The sequence below is a fragment of the Devosia nitrariae genome (genome assembly GCF_030160115.1).
Classification (GTDB): domain Bacteria; phylum Pseudomonadota; class Alphaproteobacteria; order Rhizobiales; family Devosiaceae; genus Devosia; species Devosia nitrariae.
In genome coordinates this window covers 1-2,928 of record NZ_BSNS01000010.1, presented here as the reverse complement: position 1 = coordinate 2,928, position 2,928 = coordinate 1, and the positions used below count along the sequence as shown (strand labels likewise).

General features: G+C 62.6%; 4 protein-coding genes. 2 read left to right on the top strand and 2 right to left on the bottom strand.

Annotated features, from left to right (window positions below; all coding sequences use genetic code 11):
• Positions 1-105: 105 nt before the first annotated feature.
• Positions 106-609: a metallophosphoesterase family protein gene (locus QQK18_RS10575; protein ID WP_284340306.1), complete on the bottom strand. Its 504-nt coding sequence runs from the start codon at positions 607-609 to the stop codon at positions 106-108.
• A 198-nt stretch (positions 610-807) separates the two neighbouring features.
• On the opposite strand from QQK18_RS10575, the gene QQK18_RS10570 reads away from it, so the two are divergent.
• Together QQK18_RS10570 and QQK18_RS10565 are read left to right on the top strand one after the other, a co-directional pair.
• Positions 808-978: a DUF1059 domain-containing protein gene (locus tag QQK18_RS10570; RefSeq protein WP_284340305.1), complete on the top strand. Its 171-nt coding sequence runs from the start codon at positions 808-810 to the stop codon at positions 976-978.
• 297 nt (positions 979-1,275) lie between these two features.
• Positions 1,276-2,433 (top strand): sulfite oxidase, encoded by a 1,158-nt coding sequence (locus tag QQK18_RS10565; protein WP_284340304.1) that lies wholly within the window; start codon positions 1,276-1,278, stop codon positions 2,431-2,433.
• A gap of 259 nt (positions 2,434-2,692) precedes the next feature.
• Here QQK18_RS10565 and QQK18_RS10560 read toward each other — a convergent pair.
• The coding region (locus QQK18_RS10560) for a GGDEF domain-containing protein (RefSeq protein ID WP_284340303.1) at positions 2,693-2,928 on the bottom strand (236 nt) is incomplete at its 5' end.

Below are 2,928 nucleotides of genomic sequence, written 5' to 3'. Positions count from 1 at the left end.
GGCCATGACAGCAATGTGACAGGCAGCCGTTAACCGCCAATGACCCGCAAGGTTACAATGGGAGGTGAGACTGGCGTGGGCACCGCGGTTTGCGGGGGCGATGCGTCATCGCCTCCCCACCTTCGGTCTGGTTACCGCTTGCTCGAGCGCCACCGGGCGTAGACCTTGCGCGTCGACGCCAACGTCGAACTGCCGGGGCATTGGTTTCAACCGGCCATGCGAGTGGCCGTGCAGGTTGATCGATCCATTGCCCATCTTGTTCCACGTCCGAAATGGGTAATGGCAGAGCACGAAGAGCCGGCCCTCGATCGTCAGTTCCGCATAATGCTGGACGCTTGACCAGCCAGCGGCCGCTATCGTCGGTTCCGGATCATTGTTGCCGATGATCAGGTGCTTGCGCCCATTGAGCCGGGTCAGCAAGACTTCCACGTGGTCACGAGGTCCTCTTGCGAAATCCCCGAGATGCCAAACCTCGTCGTCGGCGCTTACAACCTCGTTCCAATATTGGATGAGCGCAGCATCATGTTCGGCAACGGTAGCGAACGGCCGCCGGTCAATGCGAAGGACCCGCGAGTCCGCGAAGTGGGTGTCGCTGGTGAAATAGAGCATCTAGTGCAACTAGCGCATTCTCGGAAGGCGGCATAGGCGATCAGCACTTGCGCCGCGCGACCACTTCTCCTTGGGCGTTTAAGTGCCGGTGGTGCAGCCGGGGCCGGTTCCGCGGTCAGGGCCCGGTCTCGTTGACGACCGCCCTTCCTCGGCGCGACTATATCCCGCCGCCGTAATGGCGGCGATGAGGAGGTTGCGATGAAGCAGATAGCATGTGGAGACATCGTCCCCGGCTGCGCTTTCACGGCCGAGGCAAAAACCGAGGAAGAGCTGCTGGCCAAGGTGGCCGAGCACGCAAAGACAGTGCACGCCATTGAAGTCACGCCGGAACTCGTCAACCAGGTGAAGGCGAAGATCAAAAACACCTGAGTGAGGATCTCGGGAGGACCGGGCGTGCGGCCCGGTCCTTTCAGCCGACCGGGTGCTGACGGCGGACGATCGGACAACAAATCGGGACGAGCTGGCATTGACCATCGCGGGGCGGCGGTTCTAGCGTTCGACCTGAGGGATCTCCAGGCAAGTGCGAGCGTGATCCCATCGCTGTCGGGCGGTGGGGGGCTTTGCGTTGCGCAATTCCTGATCACATCGCAGCGCAGTTCGCGGTCCGAAGATCGTGCCTGGGGGACTCTTCGACGCCATCGAGGCAACAACCGCGGGAGGACGAAGATGCAGGACATTCCACGCAGAGAGTTCATCGTGAAGGGAAGCGCGGTGCTGGCGGGTCTTGCCGCCTTCCAGCTCGCGAGCCGGGCTTACGGTTTTCCGAGCCGGCCGGGGGAGGAGGTCGTGCCCTGGAGCGACACGCTGCCGCCCAATCCCGTTCCAGAGGTCATCAAGAACCAGCTCGTGTGGAGTGACCTCGATTCCTGGATCACGCCCAACGAGCAGTTCTTTTCGATTGCCCACTTCGACCGGCCGGTCATCGATCCGGCCACCTGGTCGCTCGATATCACAGGTCTCGTCGGGCGCCCGATGACACTCTCTCTTGACGACATCAAGCAGCGCCCCCGGCAGGAAGTCGTCTTCACGGTCGAGTGCTCGGGCAATGACGGCCTGCCGTTCTTCAACGGCGGCATTGGCAATGCGACATGGGCAGGTACGCCACTCGCCCCCATCCTCGAGGAAGCCGGAATTCTCGAGGACGGAATCGAGGTGGTATTCTGGGGCGCCGACCAGGGCGATGTCTCTATTCGCGACATCACCTTCAAGCAGAATTTTGCGCGCAGCATGTCGCTCGCCGACGCCATGAACCCCAACAACATCCTCTGCTATGAGATGAACGGGGAACCCTTGCCTGCCGACAATGGAGCGCCGCTCCGGCTGATTGCGCCCGGATGGTACGGCATCGCCAACATCAAGTGGCTGAACCGGATGGAGGTCCTCGACCGGCGGTTTCAGGGTCTCTTCATGGCGCGCGATTACGTCACTCTGCGCGAAGAGCAGCGCGACGGGGAAACGGTGTGGATGGAAACCTCGGTCGGGCCGGCGTTGCTCAAGTCGGCGCCCGCGCGCATCACGCGGGTCGGCACCGACTACCGCATCCTCGGCGCCGCCTGGGGCGCGCCGATCGAGCGCGTCGAGGTCAGGGTCGATGACGGCGATTGGATCGAGGCGGTGATCGATGACAGCGAAGAGGCCGAGTTTGCCTGGAAGATCTGGTCCCTCGACTGGCCCGATCCCGCGTCCGGAAGCCACGCCGTGACCTCGCGCGCGATCGATACCAGTGGCAACATCCAGCCGGCGATGGACGACCCGCTGATGACCAAGAAGGTGACGTTCTGGGAGACGAATGGGCAGGTGACGCGGAACGTCGTCATCGGCTGAAGGCGGCGTCGACCGGAACAAGCCTTCTGCTGAAAGCGCTCGAGCGGGAGAGGGCAGTCACGTACGAACTTCCGCCAAGTGTTGTGGCAACCGCTTGGCTGCGGGCCGATCGACACGAGCAGCTCAGGAAGGCGGCGCCCGCCGGAGATCGGATCTAGAGCCTCAAGCGCTCTGATGGGATAGAGCGCTTGAGGCTCTAGTTGTTTGTTGTCGCAACGTTTCTTGCGAAAAGCCGGTATCCACCTTTTCGCACGTTGCTCTAGGCCACGACGATGCGACTGCGGCCGGTGTTCTTGGCGGCGTAACAGGCGGCGTCGGCGCTCACCAGTGCGGTATCGGCATCCATCCCAGGTGAAAGGCTGACGATGCCGATGCTGGCGCTGACAACGTGCGGCCGGCCGGCGAGCTGGATTGGAATGGCGCAGATGTCGGATGCGATGGCCTCGCCTACGCGTTTTGCATCAGCGAGGTCGCAGCCACGCAGGAGTACGGCAA

What these genes read in the sequence shown, in the direction of transcription:
- QQK18_RS10575 (WP_284340306.1), bottom strand. Translation starts at nt 609, where the DNA reads ATGCTCTATTTCACCAGCGACACCCACTTCGCGGACTCGCGGGTCCTT.
- QQK18_RS10570 (WP_284340305.1), top strand. Translation starts at nt 808, where the DNA reads ATGAAGCAGATAGCATGTGGAGACATCGTCCCCGGCTGCGCTTTCACG.
- QQK18_RS10565 (WP_284340304.1), top strand. Translation starts at nt 1,276, where the DNA reads ATGCAGGACATTCCACGCAGAGAGTTCATCGTGAAGGGAAGCGCGGTG.